Here is a 22349-nt window from a genome sequence, read left to right on the forward strand (position 1 = left end):
CTCGCCGCCACGACCCTGTCCGGATGTGTCGGATCCGCAATAGAATCGACATTCTCGCTGACCGCTGCCCAGCAGGCGGAAGCTATGCGACAGAGCGGCGCTCAACCGCTGCCTGCGCCACGTCCCGCCCAAGAATTGCAGGCCGCCGGAGGCGCATCCGTGCCGAGACAACCGGTCGTTGCTGCGAACACCCCTCAGTCCCCGGAAGCGGCAGTTCCGGTTCCAGGTGAACCGGTCGATGAAACGCTGCGCCCCGACCCGCTCACCGTGGCAAGCGCGGTACCGGCAGATTCAGGTCCGCGCTACTTCGACGTTGAAGGCGAAACGATCCCCGTGCCCGGCACGATCGATGCGGCAACAGCGCGCATTGATACGGTGGCCCCTCAGCCAACGCCTGTCGCCCAACCGCAGCCTACCGCAGCTGCAAGCGAGCCGACTCGCAACCGGAACCTGCTCGCCCTGTTCGGCAACAATGCCGACCGCAGGACCGCAGCACGGATGCCGACAAACGCCTCTCCGGTATCGTCCCGTTTTCATGGTCCTGTTGTCCGGATCGATCCCAAGCGTGGCGATCAACGGCCAATTGTCGCCGCTTCGGCTACCGGCAGTCTTGTCGACCGCAGGCGCGCGCGCCCAAACAGCGTTCGTAACGCCGGCCAATCCGGCCAGAAGCCGGTACAGGTTGCGTCAGCCGCGGGCCTAGCCCGTGTCGTACCGCACGGGTTGAACGTGCAACACGACCGCGTGGATGTCCAATGCCTGAAGCCGGCACTGGTGCGTGTACTCAAGCAAATCGAGCGGCATTACGGCGAGAAGGTCGTGATCACATCCGGCTACCGCAGCCCGACGAAAAACAAGAAGACGCGCGGCTCCAAAAACTCGCTGCACATGTACTGCTCGGCGGCTGACATCCAGATTGAGGGCGTGAGCAAGCACGAACTTGCCACCTTCGTGCGATCCATGCCGGGTCGCGGCGGCGTCGGCACTTATTGTCACACCCAGTCGGTGCATGTGGATATCGGCCCCGAGCGCGATTGGAACTGGCGTTGCCGCAAGCGCAAGCGCTAGTGAAAAATCGGTTCTCCATGCATGGCACTCCACACGCCCGGCGTTCGATTGGTACCGGGAACAAGTGGTTCCGTCTGGCGCGCGGAATTGGCCACTGTCACCGTCCCAGGACCGGATTTATCAATAACAACAGAAGCATGAAAAAACTTCGCCTGAGGCGGCGTCGGGGCTTGCGATCCGGCGCGAATGTTTTTATAGACGCGCAACCTGACACGCGCCCATCGTCTAGCGGTCTAGGACGCCGCCCTTTCACGGCGGAAACACGGGTTCGAGTCCCGTTGGGCGTGCCAGAGTTTTGAACAAGCTACATTCTTCTCGGACCTTGGTGTCCAACAAATGTCCAGTATCGGCTTAGTAAGACTACCCTTTGTACCCGAGTTGGAGATTTGCGAGTTGCGGTTCGAACCCAGGTTCCCCAGCCAACCACCCTCATGAGAACGCCATCTCCAGTTTCGCCGTCGGATAGCGTCGTGGTTTCGGCGGGTTAGCAGGTCAGCCTCCAAACAGAGACTGCATTCCAAGCTGGAAATCGCCCCTGAATCACCGAAAGGCTCTGTTGGCCGATTCGGGACCAACAGTTTGCGGAAAGCATATCAGCCGTGCATCGCCGAACCATCGGATGTCGATGGCGATCAAGGCGGTGAATTGTGGACGGTTTCAGAGTGCGGCGGCGATGCGACGCTGGAGTTGCCAGTCGGATGGCAAAGGTGTCTTGCGCACAAAAAAATGGCCTACTCTGGCTCAGTTCTAGGGGCGCAAGACAAGGATTTTGGTGGGTGTGCACGGGCTCGAACCATGGACCCGCTGATCAAGAGTCAGCTGCTTTACCTTCTGAGCTACACACCCGCGAAGGCGGACTATCTAACCTTTCACACACTGGAACGCCCCGTTTGCCGCTCACCGCTTGCGGATCAGCCCGTCGAGAAGGACAATCCCCTCGCCCTCACGGCGAACCAGCAGCGGATTGATTTCGGCTTCGGCGACCGTATCGAGGCCGGCCAGTGACGAAACCGCGGCAATCGCCGCCGCCAATGCGCCGGTGTCACCCTTCGGCTTTCCGCGGTAGCCGCGCAGCAAGGCGAACCCCTTGACCTCGGAGATCATCTCTCTTGCCGTCTCCAAGGAAACAGGGGCAGGACGCACGGCTATGTCCTTGTAGATCTCAGTCATCACGCCGCCGGCGGCCACCGTCACAACCGGTCCAACCAGCGGATCGCGCGTCAAGCCGATCAACGCCTCGCCGAGGCCGCTGCACATCTCCTGTACGAGGACGCCCTCGATCCGCGCATCGGGCTTCAATTCCGAGACCGTGTTGCGCATGTCGGCAATTGCATTGGCGAGTTCGGCGGCGTCCTTTATCCCGATTCGGATCGCTCCTGCTTCGGTCTTGTGCGGCAAATCGCCGGATACAAGCTTGGCGACCAACGGAAATTGCAGGTCGCCCGTTTCCGGTGCTGTTTCGTCGGGTGGCAGAACCACCTGATTCGGTTTGGTAACACCAAGGGTGGCGAAAACAGCTCCTGAGTCCACTTCGTTCAGCATTCCGTTACCGGCCCGCTCGACCAAAACTCTCGCCTCGATGGGAATATCGACGCTGACTCCGGGCTGCGGCGCGGGACCGTTGACCAGCAAGGCAATCGTGTCGGCGCACGCTTCCACCGACCGGAATGCGGGTACGCCGCCTGCTTCCAGCATCCTGATGGAATCTTCGGCATGCGGGATCGGGAATGCAAAGACCGGCGCGGCATCGTCCCCGCCTTCGGCCACCGCATCGACGATCGGCGTGACCGCCAGTTCGGGGTTGAACTGGGCCGAAGACCCGATCGCGACGACCAGCACGCCGGTTTCGGGATCGGCGATCAGCCTGGCGACAACCGCCTTCATGGTATCGTAGTTGGTGCCGGCCATCGTGACATCGACCAACTTGCCGTGGCCAAGCGGAATTTTTTTCGCTGTCAGGGCCTCGCGCGCCGCTGTGCTGCAGGCGGCGATCTCGACGCCGCGCAGGCTGAGCTGGTCGATGACCATGGCGCCACCGCCGCCCGTGGTCGAGACCACGGTAGCCTGTTTCGGTCGACCTGAAAGGCGCGGTTTTCTAGCCAGCGCGGCCGGTGCCTCAAAAAGGGCTTCAAATTGGTTGACGGTCGCAATGCCGATGGAGGACAGAAAGGCCTTCACCGCTTCGGCGCTGCCGGTCAACGCACCGGTATGTGACACGGCCAGCGCCTTGCCCTCATCGGATTCGCCGAGCATGTAAGCCACAATGCATTTTCCGGCGGCATGCGCACGGCGGGCGAAGTCGGCAAGCGCTTCCGGGTTCCGGACAGTTTCCATGAACAGCACGAACCCGTCGATACCGTCATCGTCAAGGAGCGTCGCGCCCAGTTCGCCCACGCCGCAGCCGGCTTCGTTGCCAGCCGAGATCAGCGTGGCGAATTCGACGCCTCTCGCTCGTCCGCGCGAATACAGCGCCCCGATCAGGCTACCGCTTTGCGAGATCACCGCCAGACGGCCCTTCCCCAGGGTGTCGGCGCGAAAAGCGGCGTTTGTCGTACAGGAAAACCCGCTTCGTGTATCGATCACGCCGGTCGAGTTGGGACCGATCAACATGATGCCGGCGTCGCGCGCCACCTCGACCAGTCGTTCCTGGCGGGCTGCCCCCTCGGGTCCGGCGTCGGCAAAACCATTAGCGAGAACCGAAACGACCCGGACACCGGCCCGCGCACAGTCCTCGACCGCGCCGATCACATCTTCGGTACCCAGGAGTATGTATGCATGATCGACCTGGTCCGGAATTGCCTCGACGCTGGGATACGCCTTCAAACCCTGAACCGTTTCGCGCACCGGGTTCACCGGATACACCTTGCCTACAAATCCATGCCGATTCATGAATACGAGCGGACGCGCCGTGAGCTTGCCGATGTTGTCGGAGGCACCAATCAGGGCGACAGCAGACGGCGCGGTGAGCGCCTTAAGGTCGTTCTTCACTTTCCGGTCCTTACTGCGCGGCCACCGCCAATAAAGGGCGCTGCGAAAAACGGCGATCGAACACGCCCTCAGCGATGCGGTTTTTAAGGATCTCTGTCGATCCGCCAGCGATCATCCAGCCACGAGTGCGTCGTACGCAATACTGGGCGAGGCTCTCCTCGCTGAAACCGAGACCACCGAGGATCTGCATCGATTCATTGGCGGCAAAGAAGCCCGCTTCATTGCATATGAGCTTAGCCATGGCGGTATCCTGCGCCGAAGGCAGGCCGGTCTCCGCGTTAACGACAGCACGCATCAGCATCAGTTGCGCCGCCTCCAGCCTGACCGCCATGTCGGCGAATTTCCACTGCAGTCCCTGGAACTCGCACAGATTGCGTCCGAACTGCCGCCGGGAATCGGCGTGCTCCCGCGCCAACTCGAAGGCATAGCGCCCGACCGCGACCGCGCGCGATGCGTTGCCCAACCGTTCCACGTTGAACCCGGAAATCTGCTTCTTGAAACCGCCGGGGCCAAGCAGCACGTTGGCCGCCGGAATCCGGCAATCCTCAAAGTACAGTTGCGACCAGCATTCGCCGCTCATGAAAGCAGACGACTTGCCAACGGTGAAGCCGGGCGTCCCCTTCTCGACCAGGACCGATCCGATGCCATCCGTACCCGGACCGTAGCGCACATAGACGAGGAACACGTCGGCCTCGGAGCTGTGCGTGCCGAAGACCTTCGTCCCGTTGATCACGTAATGATCACCGTCCTTGACCGCCATTGTTTTCAGTTCGGTCACCGCCGATCCCGCCTCCGGTTCGGACATGCCGACCGACATGACCGTCTTGCCTGCGAGGATGGCCGGTAGGAAGCGCTCTCGTTGCTCCGGCGTTGCATACTCGGCAAAAGTCCGAAGCGGGCCGAAATTGCCCGCCTGCACCACGTCCGCACTCCGTGGGCAGACTGAAGCCACCGCTTGAATTGCCAACACGGCATCCATCAGGGAACCGCCAACCCCGCCCTTCTCGACCGGAATCGTGATCCCAAGGAGACCCATTTCAGAGAACTTTTCCGCGACATCCCAAGGGTAAGTATCCGAGTGCGCACGCTGCAGCGCTCCGACGGACAGTTCGCGCTGCGCGAATTTCTTCACCGTATCGAAGAAGATTCGCTGCTCTTCGGTCAGTTCAAAGTTCATTGCGGAGCCTTGTTGATCTCGATTGGTTTGAGTTTAGGCGATCGTCAGAGGGGCAAGAAGCTTCTAAAGGTCGGGCAGAGATGACAAATGATTATGCCTGACGCAGTGTCTGCCGCAGCCGGAACCGCTTGCTCGACGGCTCTGCCGTTTCCACGGGGTAGATTGCCATTGCCCCTCACGACACCAGCGCCATCACATCCGCACAGGTGCGGAACACGGCAGGTTTCGGGCCGTATTGGGTGTGCGTGAGGAATTCATCCAGGATCCGCATGCGCGGCGGCCGCCCGACACCGTAATCCTGCCTCGGATGAAGGGTCATACATGCAAAGGCATTGACGCTCTTCAGTCCGTTATACTCCTCGGTCCAGTTCTTCAGCACGCGCCGGTCTGGCTGCTTCACGGCAAAGAGCGTCTGGTCGATCAGAACCGGGTTCTGCGGCACCTCGACCATCCCCGCGCCGACATCAGCATCCAGCCGATACGGGAAATCATCGTCCTGGAAGCTGCTGTCATAGCGATAACCGAGTTCAGCCAGAAGACTCAGTGTGCGCGCCGACAACCAGCCATCCGGCGCGCGCCATCCGGTCGGCGCAACGCCCGTGCACGCGCCAAGCGCGCCATGCGCGCGCTTCAATACGTCAAGCTCCCCGTCGCCTAGCTCTGCATGGTTTTCCAGCGCATAGCCATTGGCCGCGATCTCGTGCCCCGCCGACTGGATTTCGCGGACTAGGCCCGGGTTCATCTCGGCTTCCAGGCCGGGCACGAAGAATGTCGCCTTGATCGCGCGGTCGGAAAACAGCTGCAACAACCGGTCCACGCCATTGGGCAGGTAGTTGCCCGAGCTATACCGTCCGACCAGCCCTTCGGCTGTGGTCTGACGCAACTCGACCGAGGTGCCATGCAGATTGACCGTCAGCGCCACGATGCCTGCGGTCGCCGGTTCGGCTGAGTTGTTCATGCCTGGACCTCGGCTCGCGTTCTGGGATTGCGGCGCGAAGGCCAGGCATCCGGGTTCTGTAAACACCAGTGTGCGGTTTCCTCCTGCCGCTGGAAAAGCACACCGGGAAAAGACTTGATGTAGGCGATCAGGTCATCCAGCACCTTGGCCCGCGCCGGTCCACCCGACCCGAAGCCCATGCGCGGATGCAGGATCAGGTCGAAATAGGCGCCCTCCTGATAGGCCATCAGGAACTCCTGCTTCCACTGCTCGAGCACTTCCGAAGGCGGCGTGAAGCTTTCGCGATAAAACGGCGCGTCATCAAGACTGGACACATTGTCCGGCAGGTTGACGAAATCCGTCAGCTGCTCGCCGGCCAGTACGGGGAAATAGGGCCAGTCCGATCCTTTTTCGCTTGAATCGTAGATATAGCCCAGCTCGCGCAATACCCTGAGTGTCTGGTCAGACTTGCCGCCGCCCGGATTGCGCCAGCCAATCGGGGCCTTGCCAAGGAGGTCGGTCAGGATCTGGTGGCTTTTCCGGAGATAGAACGGTTCCTCATCGCCCAGATCGAAGCTCTCGTGCAGATAGCCATGCGCGCCAATCTCGTGCCCGGCTTCGGCGATCGACAAAACCGATTCCGGGAAACATTCGGCATCGTAGCCCGGCACATAGAACGTGACCGTGATGTCGTGCTTGTCGAAAATCTCGAGAAACCGCGGCACGCCGCGCTTGGCCGAATAGCGTCCATGCGAGTGACGGCCCACCGGTAACAGATTCTTTCCTGTTTCATTCGACAGGCCATCATAGTCGATGGTGATGTTGACAAGACAGTGCGCGCCTTCCGGCCAAGGTAAAGTCATGTCGTTGGCTCTCCTCTATCTGCCGACTGTCTCGACCGCGCGCGTAAGCGGATTCTCGTCGTCCGGCAGCGCGTTGAGGTGGCAAGCCGCAAGGTGATCCTCGCCGAGTCCCATCATGGCCGGCCGCTTTGAAAAGCATGGATCATGCGCATGCGGACAACGGGTGTTGAACCTGCACCCCGCGGGAGGCGCTACGGGGCTGGGCAAATCGCCCTGCAGGATGATCCGGTTCTTGGTCTTTTCCGGATCGGGAATGGGGACGGCGGACATCAGTGCTCGGCTATAAGGGTGCCGCGGATTGGCAAGCATCTCGCGGCGGGGCGCGACTTCCACGATCTGCCCGAGATACATTACGGCAATGCGGTGGGCGATGTTCTCCACGATCGCAAGATCGTGGGAAATGAACAGCAGCGAAACCCCGGTCTGTTCCTGCAAGTCTTTCAGCAGATTCACGATCTGCGCCTTCACCGAGACATCCAGCGCCGAGACGGCTTCATCGCATATGATCAGTTCCGGTTCGGCCGCGAGCGCCCGCGCAATGCCGATGCGCTGCCTCTGGCCGCCGCTGAATTCATGCGGCCAGCGATCAGCCGAGTCAGCGGGTAGACCGACCATTGCCAGCAATTCGGACACGCGGGCATCCATGTCGGCTCTGCCCGTAGCAATGCCGAAATTGCGCAGCGGTTCGCAAAGCACATCCCTGATCTTAAGTCTCGGATTGAGGCTGCTGAAGGGGTCCTGGAACACCACCTGAATCTTCTTTCGCAATTCCCGCAGTTTGCTCTGAGGCAAATTGTCGATGCGCCCGCCATCCAGTAGCACCTCGCCGCCGCTGGGTGTCTCCAACCGCAGGATGCAGCGCCCGACTGTTGATTTTCCGCAACCGGATTCGCCGACCACGGCCAACGTCTCTCCCGGTGCGATCGAGAACGAAACGCCCGAGACGGCGTCAACCACCCGCTTCTTGCCGAGGCTAAGCCAGCCTCCGCCGAGTTCGAAATGTTTCTGCAACCCGCTCACTTCCAGGATCGGCTGGGTCATATCAAAGCTCCATGTTCTCCGGGAAGTGACACGCAAACAGCCTCCCCTCACCGGTGTCGCGCAACGCGGGCTTGTGCTGGTGGCATTCATCTCGCGCCTTGTGGCAGCGGCCGGCAAAGACGCAGCCGTTCAATTTGCCAACCGTACTTGGTACCTGTCCGGGGATTTCCGACAAACGCCAGTTTTTCTCAGTCTTGGAGGTGCCAAGCTTCGGCATCGCCGAGAGCAAGCCAACCGTGTAGGGATGGTGCGGCGCACGGAACAGCGACCTTACGTCCGCTTCTTCGATCTTGTGCCCGGCATACATGACGACCACCCGATCGGCGACTTCGGCGACCACGCCCAGATCGTGCGTGACGATGATGATCGACGCGCCAATGCGATCCCTGAGAGATTTCATCAGGTCGAGGATTTGGGCCTGAATGGTCACATCAAGCGCCGTCGTCGGTTCGTCCGCAATCAGCAGACGGGGTTCGCAGGCCAGCGCCATAGCGATCATCACGCGCTGCCGCATCCCGCCGGACAATTGGTGCGGGTACTCCATCACCCGCGATTCCGGTTCGGGAATTCCCACCAATTCCAACATTTCCTTGGCTTTTTCGGTCGCCTCGCGCGCCGACATGTCCCGGTGCAGCGTCAGCGCTTCGGCAATCTGCCGTCCCACGGTCATGACCGGGTTCAGCGCGGTCATCGGCTCCTGGAAGACCATGCTGATTGCATTGCCGCGAATGTCGCGCATCTCCTCCTCGGTCAAGCCGGTCAGCTCGCGCCCCTGGAACCTGATCGAACCGCGCATCCCGGCAATGCCCGGATCGAGCAGTTTGAGGATAGACATGGAGGCGACGGATTTGCCGGAGCCGCTCTCGCCGACGATGGCCAGCGTCTCGGCTTCGTCGACATGAAGCGATAGTCCTTCGACGGCCCGGTTGACGCCACGCGGCGTTCTGAAGTGGACCTGCAGGTCTTCGATACGTAGAACCTCCGACATCAGAACCTCCTTGCCATGCGGGGATCCAGATTGTCGCGCAACCCGTCACCGATGAGGTTGATTGCAAGGATCGTGATCGATAGCGCCGTCGCCGGAATGAAGATCATGGACGGCTTGAGCTGCCACAGCGACCGACCATCGGCCATGATGTTGCCCCATGACGGAACGCTGGGCGGGATACCGGCACCGATGAAGGACAAGATGGATTCAAGCAGCATTGCGGCAGCACAGACATAGGTCGCCTGCACCGTCAAAGGCGCCAGCGTGTTGGGCAGGATATGGCGCACGATTACCGTAAAGGACGACGATCCGGCGGCGATTGCGGCTTCAACATAGGTCTGCTCGCGCAGGCTGAGAACGACGCCACGTATCAGCCTTGCGACCCGCGGTATTTCGACGACGGTAATGGCCAGGATCACGTTTTGGATCGAGCCACCCGAAAGCGCCATTAGCGCAATAGCCAGCAAAATGCCGGGGATGGACATCAGGCCATCCATGGTCCGCATGATGAACCCGTCTAGCCAGCGTACATATCCCGAGATCAACCCGACCGCGAGGCCAATAACAGCCGAGAAGAACGCAACCGCGAGCCCCACGGTGAGCGACACGCGCGCGCCATGGAAGACCCGCGCAAACAGATCCCGACCGAGCATGTCGGTGCCGAATGGATGTTCGTAGCTGATCGGTTTCAGGCGCGAGAGTGGCGAGATCGCAAACGGGTCTGCCGACACGATCAACGGCGCGAACAAGGCAGCCAGCGACATGAAGACAAAAACGACCACCCCGAACGCCACGGCCTTGTTGGCCCGTATCAAGGCCCAGAAGCCACTGCGTGGTTCGAATCCGGGAAACACCGGTGGCAGGTCAGGAGCGACAAGCAGGTCCGGCTTGCCGGGCTCGGCTTCTTTGTCTCCGAGGTTGGAAACCTGTGGTGGCATCAGTATTTGATCCTCGGGTCAATGAGCGTGTAGGCGAGGTCGACCACCAGATTGATCAGGACGTAGATAAAGCTGAAAAACAGCACCACGCCCTGAATGACCGGGTAATCGCGCTGCAGGATCGCGTCGACGGTCAGCCGCCCGATCCCGGGCAGGGCGAAAACGCTCTCGGTAACGACCGCACCGCCGATCATCAGCGCTATGCCGAGCCCGATAACCGTGAGAATGGAAACCGACGCGTTTTTCAGGGCATGAACAAAGAGAATGATGGTGCGTGACTGCCCCTTGGCGCGCGCCGTTCGGATGTAGTCCTGGTGCAGGACTTCAAGCATCGATGTGCGGGTGATGCGCGCAATCAGCGCCATGTAGACGCTGCCCAATGCCAACGCCGGCAGCAGCAGATGCGACAGCCAGGGCAATACGCCATCGGCCAGCGGCGCATAGCCCTGGACCGGCAGCCACCTGAGCTTGATCGAGAATATGTAGGCCAGCAGATAGGAGGTCGCGAAGACGGGGACGGAAAACCCGAGGACTGCGACACCCATCAGGGTGCGGTCCAGCCACGACCCGGCCCTGCTGGCGGCAAGCACACCGACCGGTATCGCGGTGCAAATCGCGATGACCAGCGTCAGCGCCATAAGCGAGAGCGTCGGTTCCAATCGTTGCAGGATAAGGCCCGACACCGACTTGCCGGTGAACACCGAATTGCCGAGATCGCCCTGCGCCACCCGGACGATCCAGATACCGAACCGCTGATAGACCGGCTGGTCCAGCCCGAGTGTCTCGCGCACATCCGCAATGTGCTCAGGCGTGGCATTGTCTCCGGCGATCATTTCGGCCGGATCGCCCGGGGCCAGATAGAGCAGCCCGAAAACGAACAGTGCGACAAACACCATGACCGGGATGGTCGCCAGTATTCTCTTGACTATGTAGAGGAGCATTTCTTACCGCTGCGGCGTTTTTGCTCCCGCCCCCTCGGCGGAAGGTACAGGCATTTTCCAGCACCAATAGAGGCTCAATTCGCAACACGCATCAATTGCTGAATGCGCATTTGGGCATTCATTTTCGGAACACCCATTTCCGGATGGGGCCTGATAAAGTGGAATGCGCCCCATATTGTTCCGCAAGGAGAAACGAGTTGAATGTTAGCGTGAGCGCCGTCGATCCGTCTGCGAGCACCAACAGCGCCGAAACGGTGGCTGCGCGCCTCGCCCGGATCGTCACAGAGCAATCGTTTTGCAGACAGCCCGACAGCGTCGTGCATGCGGCCAAACGATGCGTGATCGACTGGTTCTCAGCCGCGTTGCCGGGTGCGGCGACCAAGCCGGCGCGGGCACTGGAGCGGGGGCTGCTGGACGAATTGGGACACGGAAACGCCCGTACGCTCAGCGGACGGCGGGCACCGATGCGGACGGCGGCGCTGATCAACGGGCTGGCATCCCATGTCGTCGAGTTCGACGACATATTCGCGCCGGCAATCTACCATCCCGGCAGCCCGACAATCGCGGCCGCGCTGGCTGCGGCCATGGGGCTGAACAAGACCGGCCGCGACCTGATCAATGCGGTTATCGCCGGTTACGAGGCGTCCACCCGGGTCGGCGCCGCGATGGGACCCGCGCATTATCGATACTGGCACAACACTGGCACGATCGGCTCGGTCGGCGCGACCGCCGCAGTCGCGTTTCTGTTCGAGCTGACGCCTTCGGAAACCGCCGAAGCGCTGGCAACCTCGACAACCATGGCGGCCGGACTGCAGAATGCTTTCCGCGGCAACTCGGAAATCAAGCCGCTCCATGCCGGCCACGCGGCGGATAGCGGTTTCGTCGCCACCGCGCTTGCACAGAACGGTGTAGTGGCGGCGAGCGATATGTTCGAGGGTGATACCGGCTTCGGCGCCGCCATGTCGAAGGACGTCGATTGGAACGCCGCACTGGTAAATCCGGACCAGTTCAACATCCTGCGAACGACCGTAAAGAATCACGGATGCTGCGGCCACACCTTCGCAGCCCTTGACGGCGCGCTGGCCCTGCAGGACGAGCACGGGTTTGCCGCAATGGACATCGCAAGCATCCGGGTTGGCGGTTATTCGGCGACGGTCGATGTCACAGGCAACCAGATTGCCGACACGCCAGGCAGCGCCAAGTTCTGCCTCCCCTTCATCGTCGCCAGCGGGCTTGTGCATGGCAGCATCAGGCTAGATGCCTATTCGGGGGCGCGGCTGAACGATCCCGTCGTGCGAGACATGATGCCCCGCATCACCGTCGAGCTGGACCCTGAAGTCGACCGGCTGTTTCCGACCCAGCGCGCGGCAAACATTTGGATCACGCTGAACAACGGGACCGAATTGCACCGCTTCCAGCCGCATAGGGTCGGCGACCCCGACCTGCCACTTTCCGATGACCAATTGTCGGACAAGTTCATGGAACTTACGACCGGATGCCTGCAGCCCAAATCGGCAAGGGATTTGCTGAACGCTCTTTGGCAGTTGGAAAGGCAGACAGACCTCGAATTCATTCTGAGCAGATTGTAAACCTCTGTCCGGCCGACATCATCCGGCCTTGGTGTCGCTCTTTGCCTCGTTGATCAGCCAGTTCAGGAATGCGCGCATTTTGGTGTTCAGCGTCAACGTCTCGGGCCAGATCGCATAGTATCCCATCGACCGCTTCACCGGACGGTTGAACAGATACATCAGGCGCCCTTCGTCAACGTCCGACTTCACCAACTGTTTCTGTCCCATTGCGACACCAAGTCCCGACGCCGCCGCCTGATAGGCCAGCAGTGAGCTGGGAAACTCCATGTACTTGCACTTGATGCTGTCGACATCGACGGCTTCCAGCCAGTCGCACCAATCGCGGGTGCGCAGGCGCGCCTGGATCAACGGCGACGCTTGCAACAATTGTAGCAGTTCCTTCCCACGATGCTGGTCAAGGAACTCGGGGCTGCACACCGGTTCGATCTCGTCTTGGAAGATCAGTTTCGACTTGCTGCCGGCCCACTCCCCTTCTCCAAACTGGATCGCGATGTCGGTGCCTTCACGCATGAAATCCACTGGCTTGGTTGCCGTGTTCATTTGCAGGTCGATTTCCGGATACTTCTTCTTGAACTTCGACAGCCGTGGGATGAGCCAACGCGACGCAAAAGTGCTGTAAACCCGCAGTCTGACGGGATCGGACTGTTTCTTGTCCCGCAGTTCATTGGTGGCGTTTTGGATACGGGCGAATGCCTGGCTGATTTCGCGTCGGTAGTACTCTCCCGAAGTCGACAGGGAAATGCCGTCCTTGCCCCTGTTGAACAGCATGACATTGAGGCTCGCCTCAAGTGTCGCGATCTGGCGGCTGACCGCGGATTGCGTGACATTCAGTTCACGTGCTGCCTTGGTGAAGCTCTCTAGCCGGCTTGCCACTTCGAAAACGTGCAAGGGATTCAGCGGTGGCAAGGTCGTCTTTTTGGACATGCTCTCCTTACTCCGATGCGGAGCATCGCGGTGGTCGCCGACTGTGACCGTCAGTTATCCGGTTGTCGCAGACCTGTTCAACTCCCCATTGGAAAATGGGGTATTCGCAAAAGGAACACCTTGCACCTTCCTGCAGCAAACACTGTACTGTGTCACAGCGGCAGGTGTAAACCGATCATTACCTTTTGTACTGCTCGGATTCCCGTTTTTGTCCGGGCCCGCCTCCGCGCAGCAGGCCGCAGATTGTCGCTACCGGAGGTTTACTCAGCGGCGGCCGCCTTCGTCTGCGCGACGTGCGACATCTCGAGCGTGTAGGTCGTGTATTCAGGGTTCAGCGCCGGCAGGATGGCCAGTTCCATGATACCCAATTCCGGTTCCATGATGATGGAAGCGACCGTGGCGCTCGCCGCCATCGTGGTCGATTCGCGCGGCGGCCGGCAGACGCTATATGGATGCTGGTAGTCATCCAGGAAGGCCTTCTTGAAAGTCTCGCGGGTGATCGATCCACGTTCCGCGCTCAGAATCTGGTTGACCCGGCAGTCTCTGAGAAGAGTATCCGGCGTGTTGGCAATTCCGAGGTCGCGCAGTTTCGCCTTTGCCGCCGGGGCGTTCCAATGATTGGCGTGAGTGATCAGCCCGTCGTCATCAAAAATCGCAAACACCTCATCGGGCGCGCATTCCAGGTTGTAGCCTACGCCGCCGCAGTGGCTGGCCATGATGTTGTTTGATCCCGACCGTTTAGTTCCGTAGACGATCTGGGTCACCAGCGGCAGATGGGTTGCTTCGAGCATCTTTCTGCGTGTGAGCAGCAGCGGTATCCCCAACTCCCGGTAGTCGCGTTCGCAATCCAGGTAATTTGAGGTAATCGCGATACCCGCCGAGTTCATGCCGGACCGCGCGAGCCCGCCCGCTTCGGTGAATGTCAGGACATCGGGGCCGTCATCGCGACGGATCTTGAGCACGACCGTGGATTCCGCGCATTCCAACTTCCAGTCCCAGTTCTGTCCCTGGATGACCGTGCCATCGCGCGTGGCCGCCGGCAACGCGAGCGCGCTGGTGCATTCATCCGAAAGCCCTGCAAGACCGGCCTTCTCGCGAAGCTGCGGGTTCTGGCCCAGCTTCACCACCTCTGTTCGTGCGTTGAGGAACGCGATATCTTCTAGCGGCAACTCCGCGCCTTCCGCGATCCCGCGCATCTCGTCGACACAATCAATGTCATAAGCCTCCATCACCGGCAGGTAAGCCCGCACGGTCTCATGGATCTTGTGTCGCCCGAAACCGAGTTTTTCCAGCTGGCCGACATAGTGCCTGACGCCCCGTTCGATTTGCGGGCGAGCCACCTTGCCGTACTGGACACCGCGCGCATGTGGTTTTCCCGAGATTTCGATCAATGGGCACGTGTAGTTCATGTCGCTTCGTTCCTGTTATTGTGTCTCGGGCAGATGCAGGACCAGACCATCCATCTGGTCGGTCAGCACGATTTGGCACCCAAGCCGGCTGGTCGTTTGACGTTCGGTCGCAGTAACCTCAAGCATCTCGTCTTCGATCTCGTTCGGGTTTCCCGTGCTTTCGACATGCGCCGGATCGACGAAGACATGGCAGGTCGTGCACATGGCCGCGCCGCCGCACTCGCCGATAATCCCACCTATCCGCTTGCTTGTCGCCAGTTGCATGATCGAGACGCCGCTGTCGCCTTCGACCGTTTCGCGGCAACCATCGGGATGAACAAATGTGACCTTTGGCATCGCGCGGTCCTCAGCGTTTCGCGGTAACGGTCACCGGCAACACCGAAACGGCCCTGCCCCTGGACGTCCACTCCACCGGCCGGTCGCGCAGTTCGATGGTCTCGGTCTGCTCGATCAGCTCACGGATCAGGTGCATCGCTTCCGCTCGGGCGATCATTTGGCCAACACAGCCGTGGATGCCGGCGCCGAATCCCAGATGCCCGGCCACATCGCGCTCGATACGGTAGGCGTCGGGCTCCTCCCAGCGTTCCGGATCGCGGTTGGCAGAGCCCGTGTAGACCATGATCTTGTCGTGCAGGCCGAGCTTGGTGCCATGAAAGTCCATCTCGGATCTGGCATCCCGCGCAACCTGCAGGGCCGTTGAACGGAAGCGCGTGCCCTCGTCGTAGGCTGCGCGCGCCATGTCGGGATTGGCTTTCAGCAGCGCCATCTGGTCGGGGTTTTGGAGCAGGAAGTAAATCGCGTTGGCGATTGTCCCGAAAGTTGTATCGGTCCCAGCCGAGAGAAATGAACGGATCAACATGTTGGCTTCGTGCTCACTGATCTCGCCACGGTCGTGAGCCTCATAGATCTGAGCGCCGAAACCGTTGGCGCTGACGCTGTCGCCGCGGCAGGTTTTCTCGACCCATTTCGTCACGCGGCGCGCTTCCTGCAGTTCCTCTTCGGACCAGGGATCGTGTCGGCCATAGCTTCGGCCCTTGACCAGATATTTGTTATAGATGAGCAGGTTCTCCCGCCCCTCGGGCGCCAATCCGACCGCGTCCGGAACGATCTTCATGGCAAAGGGCTTAGTGAGTTCGCCGACGGCATCGAAACTGCCTTTGGCGACAATGGCGGCAATGGCCGATTTCGCCTCTGCCCGAATGACCGCGTCCAGTTCGCGAACCGCCTTGGGCGACAGGATGCGGCTCAGAACGCGGCGCGTGCGGGTGTGGTCGGGCGGATCGACCTCGAAGACGACGCTGGGCTCGCGCCAGGGTTTCTCGCGGTAGTAATTGGCCAGGTCGCCGCCGCCCGCACTGCCAAATCGCTCCGCATCGCCCAAGATCTCTCGGCAATATGCATCTTGGAACACGCCCCAGGCACCAAGCTCTTCAAGCCAAACAATCGGGCCCAGTTTCCGCATTTCGGCATAAGCAGGAAACGGATCAAGACGCAGTTCCGGCGTGTAGGGATTGAAGCTGCTCGATATCGCCCCGTCCGGTGCTGGGTGGACCGTCATACCTTCCTCCATGTCGAATTGGCGGAGCCGGACTCCGGCCTCCCGCCAGGCGCAGCCGCTTGAGTCAGCATACCAAGCCAGAACGAGGCTCCTACTTCGGAAAACTCCTGAGCTTGTGCATTGCGGTCACTTCCGACCAATGCCCGGTCCCATATCCTGACGAGCGCGCGCTTTGACATCGAACCGCGCCTTTTTTTCTTCCGGCGTAAGGCGCGGCATCTCAAATAGGTCCGTGGTGCGGGCATAGGTTCCACCGCCATGCATCCGGGCGATCAGCCCAGCCTTTTCGGCCAACACGTAGTGATGTTCACCATCCAGAAGATCGTCGCGAAAATGCATGCAAAGAACCTCGCCGATGATGATGTTGCGTCCTGGTTTCAGAGTGACTGTTTGTATCAACCGGCACTCCATGGCGATCGGCGCTTCAGCGATTATCGGCGCGGCTGTCGAATCGCCCGGCTCAAGGTTCAGCCCTGCCATCTCCGCTTCGCTCACGCCGCGGGGAAACTCGACCTCGCAGATGTTCATCAGCGGCGCCAGACCCTCGTCCACCAGGTTGACGCAGAACTCTTCCGTCTCGGCGATGTTGGCCGCAGTATCCTTTATGCGCAGTTCCGGGTCGTAGTTGACGCCGACCGCGACCGCCGGCGGATCGTTGCACATCGCGTTGAAGAAGCTGAATGGAGCGGCATTGACGCGGCCCGCGCTATCGCAGCTGGTCACTAGGGCAATCGGGCGCGGTACAACCGATCCGACAAGGAGCTTGTAGCGCGTTTTTGCGTCGACATGCCGAAAGTCCACGGATTTGGTCATGCTGCACCCGTCAGTAATACGCCCCGCCACCATCGACGCTGTAGGCTGAGCCCGTCACATAGGACGAGCGATCCGAAGTCAGAAACACGATCACCTCAGCGATCTCCCGGGGTGTCGCCATACGGTTCATCGCGCTGACCGAGTTGAAACGCGCAGCGGCTTCTCCCGGATCCGGCGATATCGAAATGGCTCGTTCGATCATCGCGGTATCGACGACGCCCGGACACACCGCATTTACCCGCACCTTGTCCTTGGCAAAGTCGAACGCCAACGCACGCGTGAACATCAACAGGCCGCCCTTGGACGCACAATATGCCGAGAAATCGAATGACGGGCGAAATGCCGCGCCCGAAGCCACGTTGACGATGGTTGCCCGGTCCGCCGCCTTGAGGAATGGCGCCGACGCCTTGCAGACGTTAAAGGGGCCGGTCAGGTTGATGCCCATAATCCGCGCCCAGTCGTCGGGCGAGGTGTCTTCTATGGAAGCACGCAGGCTCACGCCGGCGGCGTTTACCACGCCATCCAGTCCCCGCATCTCGCGTTCTGCGGCCTGAACCGCCTTTTCGACAGCTGCGAAATCGGTCACGTCCGCCGACTGGTGCGTGAATGCTCCGCCATCAACTGCCGGGTCCTGCCGGTCCAGGCCGACTACACGGGCGCCTTCGCCGAGCAACAACTCGGTGGTCGCTTGCCCAATCCCGGAACTCGAACCGGTGACGAGGATTTTTCTGCCTTCCAGGCTCAAATCCACACTCCTCAGTTGAGATAGGCGCCGTCGACGGGCAGTGCCACGCCGGATACGAACTCGGCTTCCTGCGAGAGAAGGAAGTTAATTACGGCGGCAACGCCGTCGGCTGTCACTGCCCTCCCCTGCGGCGACAGCGACATTGTGCGCGTCTGGTACTCGTCATCAAGACTGTTGAAGGCCTCGACGATCTTGGTACCCGGCCCGCCAAATGTCAGCCAGGGCAAAACCGCGTTCACGGTGATCCCGTCGCGGCCGACATCCTTGGCCAACTGCTTGACGAAACCGAGAATGCCGGCCTTAGCCGTCGCGTATGGCAGCCTCGCGCCCATGGTGCCGACCGGGCCGAAACGCCCCTTGGCGACGGTCGAAGACAGGCAGACTATGCGCCCGTGCCGCTGTTTTCGCATGATCGGAACCACATGGTGGCAGGCGATATAGGTGCTGCTCAGATTGAGGTTGACCACCTTTTCCCAGTGATCCTGCGAAATGTCATCGATCTGGTGCATCGGAATGCCGCCTGCACCTCCGGCCACACAAGCCATCGCATCGATCCGGCCATAGGCGTCCATCGCCATCTTGACCGCTGATGCGATGTCGCTCTGTTCCAGCGCATTTCCGGCCCGGGCCACAACTTCAGCCCCGTCTTGGCGCAGTTCTTCAGCGGCGGCGGCGAGCTTTTCCTCATTCATGTCCACCATGCAAAGCGCGTAACCGTCTCTTGCCATTCGTTTGCAGGTCGCCAATCCGATGCCCTGCGCAGAGGCGATAACCAATGCTGTTCGGCGACTGTCACTCATTTCTGCCTCCTTTCAAAAAAAATGCGCGGAGGCTGATTGCCTCCGCGGAAAGTAGGGGTAGAATGCGGAGGTTCAGCCTCCGGTACGTTTGGCGCCCCAGAAGATCGGCAAACCGGTCTTCGGCCAGCCGGTAATCTCCTTGCGGGAGGATTCCGAGCGCGAGTACTGGCCAAGCACGAGGAATTGGACATTGTCGTGCGCAAGCGCCTGGATCTGCTTCATGATCTCTTGCCGTTTCGCGACATCGCTTTCAGCTTCGAACGCAGCGATCAGATCGGTGATCTTGTCGACGCAGGCCCAGCCGGCATATCCATCGGTGCAGTTGTTCGCGATCCGGTAGTTCGTGAACGGCGACACCATGTCATAGCCGGACCATGTGACCGGCATCAGGCTCCAGCCGCCGTTTTCGACCGGCTCCTTGCTCCATCGCGCCTTGGCGACGGTCGGCCAGTCGGCCGCCTGCACTTCCACGTTGAAGCCCGCCTGCTTCATCAGCCCCTCAAGCACCTGGCCAGCCTGGTTGATGTCATTGACCGAAGACGCGAGCAGGATCCGCACGAGTTCGCCATTGTATCCGGCTTCCGTCAGCAGCTTCTTCGCGCTTTCGATGCCGCGTTTCGGCAGATCCGCCACACCGGCGTCGTTGCCATAAGTGGTATCGCACATGAAGAACGAGAAGCAGTCCTTGGTCCACTGCGCCTCACCGAGGCCCAGACCGGCCATGTATTGCTCGGTCATGGCCAGTGCCTGCAGCGCCTGACGGATCTTCTTGTTGTCGAAAGGCGGTGTCAGATGATTGACCACCACCGACAGGAGCGTCTGGTCGATACCGCCGAAGTGTAGGACATTCACATTGGGATCGGCCTCGAGGATGGGCACGAAGTCATGCGCGGTCGACTGAATATAGTCGATCTCGCCTGCCTGCAGCGCCGCGATCTGCGTTGCAGCATCCGGGATCGTGAGAAACTCGACCCGGTCGAAATTGACCACCTTGCCGCCGGACAGGCCATTTGTCGGCTCGTCGCGCGGCACGTAGGTCGGGCTCTTCTCGAATACCGCGATATCGCCCGGCGACCAGTCCTCCGAGACGAAGACAAACGGACCGGAGCCGATGATTTCGGTCACCGCTTCCTTGGCGGGCGTGACCGACGCGATGCGGGCCGGCATGATGACCGGCACATTGCTCGACGGCTTGCCAAGCGCCTCGATCACGTGACCGAACGGCTCGCTCAGGGCGATCCGGAAGGACTTTTCGCCGGTGACCGAAACATCCTTGGTCTTGGCCATCATGCGCTTGCCGAAACTGTCGCGCTCACCCCAACGTTTGATCGATGCGACAACATCTTCCGCAGTCACATCGGCGCCGTCGGAGAACTTGAGGCCGTCACGCAGCGTGAAATCGTAGGTCAGACCGTCATCCGAGACAGTCCAGCCCTCAGCCATCTGCGGATGGAAGTTACCGTCTGCATCCATCGAGATCAGCGTGTCATAAACCATGTATGCGAAGGTTCTGGTCGCGTACGACGTGGTGGCGATCGGATCAAGGACGCCCAGCCGCGCAGACAGAACCGCCTTGAGAACCTCTTCGGCGGAAGCCATCGAGAATGGGACCACGGACGTGGTCAGGGCAAGCCCGGCCGTGATCAGTTTGCGCCGTCCATTTAGAAGATGTTTGAGCATCGAAATTGACTCCATATTGGTTCCGCCAGGCTTTGCCGCCTCTCTTCGAGGCCACCTGGATAAAACGAACACGTCTAGCAATGAGCCTCCCCATCCCCGGCAGAGACGCGAACTGAACAGGGCCTGTGTGCCGTTAAGAAAAAACTACAAAGCGGTTCGTCAGTCTTCCACTTCACTGCGATCACAGCAGGATTACGTTTTCTCATGAGCCAGGTCGTCCGCAGGCGCTCCCCGTACCAACGGATAGCGAAACCGTCCTATTGAGAAAACACGTCAACTGACGCGTCGAGACTTTCACTCGAGCACCGTAACGACCTGTTTTCCTAGTGTTTTCTGAGTACAGGACAGACAAATCAGTTTGTGTGAAATGTGATCGGAACTGAGGTCACTCGGCGTAGAAGGCAGCCGGGCCGATGACTTTTGTTTAACCGTGAGGTATGAATGCGAAGTGCCCCACGATGCGCCAACGGCGAGTGCCTTCGACCAGATTGTCGCGTCCGGCGGCAACCGCCATGAGCGCTGAGCCACAGCCGGAGGACCCTTCCGCACCATCGCAGGCTCCCGACATGCCGCAGGAGCCTTTCCGCAGGTTCAATCCGTTCGGAAACAGCTTACTCTGCCGCTTCCTTGCTGCCCCTGAGGATCTGCGCGCCGGGCCATCTTTCAGGCTTCGCCATCCAGTACTGCATCGGGATATCGAGCGGCTCGCCGAGCGCCTCGGCCGCATGCCACACCCAACGCGGGTCGTCGAGAAAGCCGCGGGCGATCTCCAGCATGTCAGCGTGACCACCCGCTATAACTTCTTCGGCCTGATGAGCTTCGAGGATCATGCCGGTCACGAAGGCCGCTAGTCCGGTCTTCTTCTTTATGTCGCTCGCATAGGGCACAAGGTAACCGGGCGCCGACTGAATCTTTGCTTCTGACGTGATCGCCCCGGCCGAAACACAGACATAGTCGAGCCCTGCCTCCTTCAGAATGCGCGCCGTCTCCAAAGTGTCGTCGAATGTCATGCCGCCATCGGCAAAATCATGCGCGTTGAGGCGAATGCCCAGCATCATGTCATCCGACAGTTCCGCGCGCACCAGCGCGACAATCTCGGCCACAAAGGCCGCGCGCTTCGCCGTCGACCCGCCATAGTCGTCGGTCCGCTGGTTGGAGAGCGGCGACAGGAATGTGTGCAGCAGGTAACCATGCGCACCATGCAGCTCGACCAGCGACAGACCGAGGCGCGCCGCCCGCTCGCCCGCCTGGCGGTAGGCTTCCCGGACCCGCGTAAGCCCGGCACAATCAAGCGCTTCCGGCACCGGATAGGACGGCGAAAACGGGATCGCGGACGGAGCCCAGACCGGCCAGCCGCCATCCTGCGGCAGCAAAGGTCCGCGCCCATCGGACGGTGTCTTTCCAGAACCCTTGCGCCCCGAATGACCGAACTGAATGCCAAATGGCGTGTCGGAGTAGGATCGGATGTTTTCCAGCACCTGCCGGATCGCTGCTTCATGCCGGTCCGAATGCAGGGCGAGACAGACATTGGACCCCCACCCTTCGCGTTCAACCGAGGTGCTTTCCATTATGACGAGACCGGGTCCCGAAACAGCGAACGAGCCGAGATGTTGGTCGTGCCATCGCGTCGCGGCCCCGTTTTCGCCCTTGTACTGAGCCATGGGCGAGACGGCGATGCGGTTCGAATAGGTTGTACCCCTCAGGGAGAACGGGGAAAACAATTCGGTCATTGCAGGTCCATGTCGAGAAGCGTCAGGCCGGGCGGCCCATGGTTTTTTACTGGCTGACACGCTAGCGGTAAGCGGTTGGCGATCAACAGCTTGGTCTTCATGACGCAATGAGTTTTGCGCAAGAGATGCCATTATCATTACGCTAGGATCGATCAAGCAA

18 protein-coding genes, 2 tRNA genes and 1 pseudogene are annotated in these 22349 nt (G+C 60.5%); 3 read left to right on the top strand and 18 right to left on the bottom strand.

Annotated elements, in window-relative coordinates; all coding sequences use genetic code 11:
- Positions 1 to 675: 675 nt before the first annotated feature.
- Together ACO06R_RS14510 and ACO06R_RS14515 are read left to right on the top strand one after the other, a co-directional pair.
- A pseudogene (locus ACO06R_RS14510) lies at positions 676 to 1068 on the top strand (YcbK family protein); the annotation flags it as partial.
- Positions 1069 to 1282: 214 nt separating this feature from the next.
- A tRNA-Glu gene (locus tag ACO06R_RS14515) sits at positions 1283 to 1358 on the top strand.
- A 480-nt stretch (positions 1359 to 1838) separates the two neighbouring features.
- Here the strand turns inward: ACO06R_RS14515 and ACO06R_RS14520 are convergent.
- From ACO06R_RS14520 to ACO06R_RS14560, 9 genes are all read right to left on the bottom strand, one after another.
- A tRNA-Lys gene (locus ACO06R_RS14520) sits at positions 1839 to 1914 on the bottom strand.
- Between the two features lie 51 nt (positions 1915 to 1965).
- Positions 1966 to 4056: an acetate--CoA ligase family protein gene (locus ACO06R_RS14525; protein ID WP_421851350.1), complete on the bottom strand. Its 2091-nt coding sequence runs from the start codon at positions 4054 to 4056 to the stop codon at positions 1966 to 1968.
- A gap of 10 nt (positions 4057 to 4066) precedes the next feature.
- Complete coding sequence (locus ACO06R_RS14530; RefSeq protein WP_421851353.1) at positions 4067 to 5233, bottom strand: acyl-CoA dehydrogenase family protein; 1167 nt, start codon at positions 5231 to 5233, stop codon at positions 4067 to 4069.
- Positions 5234 to 5408: 175 nt separating this feature from the next.
- The gene (locus ACO06R_RS14535; protein WP_421851356.1) at positions 5409 to 6191 is read right to left on the bottom strand and encodes a polysaccharide deacetylase family protein; all 783 of its coding nucleotides are present in this window, start codon (positions 6189 to 6191) and stop codon (positions 5409 to 5411) included.
- Complete coding sequence (locus ACO06R_RS14540; protein WP_421851359.1) at positions 6188 to 7033, bottom strand: polysaccharide deacetylase family protein; 846 nt, start codon at positions 7031 to 7033, stop codon at positions 6188 to 6190. The genes ACO06R_RS14535 and ACO06R_RS14540 overlap by 4 nt, the downstream gene beginning before the upstream one ends.
- Before the next feature lie 15 nt (positions 7034 to 7048).
- Positions 7049 to 8074 (bottom strand): ABC transporter ATP-binding protein, encoded by a 1026-nt coding sequence (locus ACO06R_RS14545; RefSeq protein WP_421859425.1) that lies wholly within the window; start codon positions 8072 to 8074, stop codon positions 7049 to 7051.
- Position 8075: 1 nt separating this feature from the next.
- On the bottom strand, positions 8076 to 9062 hold the full coding sequence (locus tag ACO06R_RS14550; RefSeq protein ID WP_421851362.1) for an ABC transporter ATP-binding protein: 987 nt from the start codon (positions 9060 to 9062) through the stop codon (positions 8076 to 8078).
- On the bottom strand, positions 9062 to 10000 hold the full coding sequence (locus ACO06R_RS14555; protein WP_421851365.1) for an ABC transporter permease: 939 nt from the start codon (positions 9998 to 10000) through the stop codon (positions 9062 to 9064). The genes ACO06R_RS14550 and ACO06R_RS14555 overlap by 1 nt, the downstream gene beginning before the upstream one ends.
- Positions 10000 to 10941: an ABC transporter permease gene (locus ACO06R_RS14560; RefSeq protein ID WP_421851368.1), complete on the bottom strand. Its 942-nt coding sequence runs from the start codon at positions 10939 to 10941 to the stop codon at positions 10000 to 10002. The genes ACO06R_RS14555 and ACO06R_RS14560 overlap by 1 nt, the downstream gene beginning before the upstream one ends.
- Positions 10942 to 11138: 197 nt before the next feature.
- Between ACO06R_RS14560 and ACO06R_RS14565 the strand changes: the two genes are divergently transcribed.
- Positions 11139 to 12530, top strand: a complete 1392-nt coding sequence (locus ACO06R_RS14565) for an MmgE/PrpD family protein (protein WP_421851371.1) — start codon at positions 11139 to 11141, stop codon at positions 12528 to 12530.
- Positions 12531 to 12548: 18 nt separating this feature from the next.
- On the opposite strand, the gene ACO06R_RS14570 is transcribed toward ACO06R_RS14565, so the two are convergent.
- The 9 genes from ACO06R_RS14570 to ACO06R_RS14610 form a co-directional block, all read right to left on the bottom strand.
- Complete coding sequence (locus tag ACO06R_RS14570) at positions 12549 to 13454, bottom strand: LysR substrate-binding domain-containing protein (protein WP_421851373.1); 906 nt, start codon at positions 13452 to 13454, stop codon at positions 12549 to 12551.
- A 260-nt stretch (positions 13455 to 13714) separates the two neighbouring features.
- Complete coding sequence (locus tag ACO06R_RS14575; protein ID WP_421851376.1) at positions 13715 to 14863, bottom strand: C45 family autoproteolytic acyltransferase/hydolase; 1149 nt, start codon at positions 14861 to 14863, stop codon at positions 13715 to 13717.
- Between the two features lie 15 nt (positions 14864 to 14878).
- Positions 14879 to 15199 carry a 2Fe-2S iron-sulfur cluster-binding protein gene (locus ACO06R_RS14580; protein ID WP_421851379.1) on the bottom strand — a complete coding sequence of 107 codons (321 nt, stop codon included), beginning with the start codon at positions 15197 to 15199 and terminating at the stop codon, positions 14879 to 14881.
- Between the two features lie 10 nt (positions 15200 to 15209).
- Positions 15210 to 16421 (bottom strand): cytochrome P450, encoded by a 1212-nt coding sequence (locus tag ACO06R_RS14585; RefSeq protein ID WP_421851382.1) that lies wholly within the window; start codon positions 16419 to 16421, stop codon positions 15210 to 15212.
- Between the two features lie 126 nt (positions 16422 to 16547).
- Positions 16548 to 17234 (bottom strand): flavin reductase family protein, encoded by a 687-nt coding sequence (locus tag ACO06R_RS14590; RefSeq protein WP_421851385.1) that lies wholly within the window; start codon positions 17232 to 17234, stop codon positions 16548 to 16550.
- 10 nt (positions 17235 to 17244) lie between these two features.
- Entirely contained in the window at positions 17245 to 17979 is a 735-nt protein-coding gene (locus ACO06R_RS14595; RefSeq protein ID WP_421851388.1) for an SDR family NAD(P)-dependent oxidoreductase, read from the bottom strand.
- An 11-nt stretch (positions 17980 to 17990) separates the two neighbouring features.
- A complete protein-coding gene (locus ACO06R_RS14600; protein WP_421851391.1) occupies positions 17991 to 18779 on the bottom strand; it encodes an SDR family NAD(P)-dependent oxidoreductase in 789 nt (262 codons plus the stop codon).
- A 72-nt stretch (positions 18780 to 18851) separates the two neighbouring features.
- Positions 18852 to 20459, bottom strand: a complete 1608-nt coding sequence (locus ACO06R_RS14605) for an ABC transporter substrate-binding protein (RefSeq protein WP_421851394.1) — start codon at positions 20457 to 20459, stop codon at positions 18852 to 18854.
- Between the two features lie 611 nt (positions 20460 to 21070).
- Complete coding sequence (locus ACO06R_RS14610) at positions 21071 to 22189, bottom strand: oxidoreductase (RefSeq protein ID WP_421851396.1); 1119 nt, start codon at positions 22187 to 22189, stop codon at positions 21071 to 21073.
- Between the last annotated feature and the right edge of the window lie 160 nt (positions 22190 to 22349).

Origin of the sequence: Oricola sp. (assembly GCF_965230365.1) — a bacterium.
Taxonomy (GTDB): Bacteria; Pseudomonadota; Alphaproteobacteria; order Rhizobiales; family Rhizobiaceae; genus Oricola.

Coding starts and splice junctions, on each gene's coding strand:
- ACO06R_RS14530 (WP_421851353.1), bottom strand. CDS start 5,233: ATGAACTTTGAACTGACCGAAGAGCAGCGAATCTTCTTCGATACGGTG.
- ACO06R_RS14535 (WP_421851356.1), bottom strand. CDS start 6,191: ATGAACAACTCAGCCGAACCGGCGACCGCAGGCATCGTGGCGCTGACG.
- ACO06R_RS14540 (WP_421851359.1), bottom strand. CDS start 7,033: ATGACTTTACCTTGGCCGGAAGGCGCGCACTGTCTTGTCAACATCACC.
- ACO06R_RS14545 (WP_421859425.1), bottom strand. CDS start 8,074: ATGACCCAGCCGATCCTGGAAGTGAGCGGGTTGCAGAAACATTTCGAA.
- ACO06R_RS14550 (WP_421851362.1), bottom strand. CDS start 9,062: ATGTCGGAGGTTCTACGTATCGAAGACCTGCAGGTCCACTTCAGAACG.
- ACO06R_RS14555 (WP_421851365.1), bottom strand. CDS start 10,000: ATGCCACCACAGGTTTCCAACCTCGGAGACAAAGAAGCCGAGCCCGGC.
- ACO06R_RS14560 (WP_421851368.1), bottom strand. CDS start 10,941: ATGCTCCTCTACATAGTCAAGAGAATACTGGCGACCATCCCGGTCATG.
- ACO06R_RS14570 (WP_421851373.1), bottom strand. CDS start 13,454: ATGTCCAAAAAGACGACCTTGCCACCGCTGAATCCCTTGCACGTTTTC.
- ACO06R_RS14575 (WP_421851376.1), bottom strand. CDS start 14,863: ATGAACTACACGTGCCCATTGATCGAAATCTCGGGAAAACCACATGCG.
- ACO06R_RS14580 (WP_421851379.1), bottom strand. CDS start 15,199: ATGCCAAAGGTCACATTTGTTCATCCCGATGGTTGCCGCGAAACGGTC.
- ACO06R_RS14585 (WP_421851382.1), bottom strand. CDS start 16,421: ATGACGGTCCACCCAGCACCGGACGGGGCGATATCGAGCAGCTTCAAT.
- ACO06R_RS14590 (WP_421851385.1), bottom strand. CDS start 17,234: ATGACCAAATCCGTGGACTTTCGGCATGTCGACGCAAAAACGCGCTAC.
- ACO06R_RS14600 (WP_421851391.1), bottom strand. CDS start 18,779: ATGAGTGACAGTCGCCGAACAGCATTGGTTATCGCCTCTGCGCAGGGC.
- ACO06R_RS14605 (WP_421851394.1), bottom strand. CDS start 20,459: ATGCTCAAACATCTTCTAAATGGACGGCGCAAACTGATCACGGCCGGG.
- ACO06R_RS14610 (WP_421851396.1), bottom strand. CDS start 22,189: ATGACCGAATTGTTTTCCCCGTTCTCCCTGAGGGGTACAACCTATTCG.